A 542-nucleotide genomic window follows, 5' to 3' on the forward strand; every position below is an offset into this window, starting at 1 on the left:
TCACGACGTTCTGAACCCAGCTCGCGTACCGCTTTAATGGGCGAACAGCCCAACCCTTGGGACCGACTACAGCCCCAGGATGCGATGAGCCGACATCGAGGTGCCAAACCTCCCCGTCGATGTGGACTCTTGGGGGAGATAAGCCTGTTATCCCCGGGGTAGCTTTTATCCGTTGAGCGATGGCCCTTCCATGCGGAACCACCGGATCACTAAGCCCGACTTTCGTCCCTGCTCGACTTGTAGGTCTCGCAGTCAAGCTCCCTTATGCCTTTGCACTCTACGAATGATTTCCAACCATTCTGAGGGAACCTTTGGGCGCCTCCGTTACACTTTAGGAGGCGACCGCCCCAGTCAAACTGCCCACCTGACACTGTCTCCCGGGTCGATAAGACCCGTAGGTTAGAATTTCAATACAGTCAGGGCGGTATCCCACCAGCGCCTCCACCGAAGCTAGCGCTCCGGTTTCAATGGCTCCCGCCTATCCTGTACAAACTGTACCAAAATTCAATATCAGGCTACAGTAAAGCTCCACGGGGTCTTTC

At 55.5% G+C, this 542-nt stretch carries 1 rRNA gene; it reads right to left on the bottom strand.

What is annotated here, in order from left to right:
* Positions 1-542: ribosomal RNA gene (locus AB4Z00_RS26575) — 23S ribosomal RNA — on the bottom strand; the annotation flags it as partial.

Source organism: Novosphingobium sp. YAF33 (assembly GCF_052113265.1).
Taxonomy (GTDB): domain Bacteria; phylum Pseudomonadota; class Alphaproteobacteria; order Sphingomonadales; family Sphingomonadaceae; genus Novosphingobium.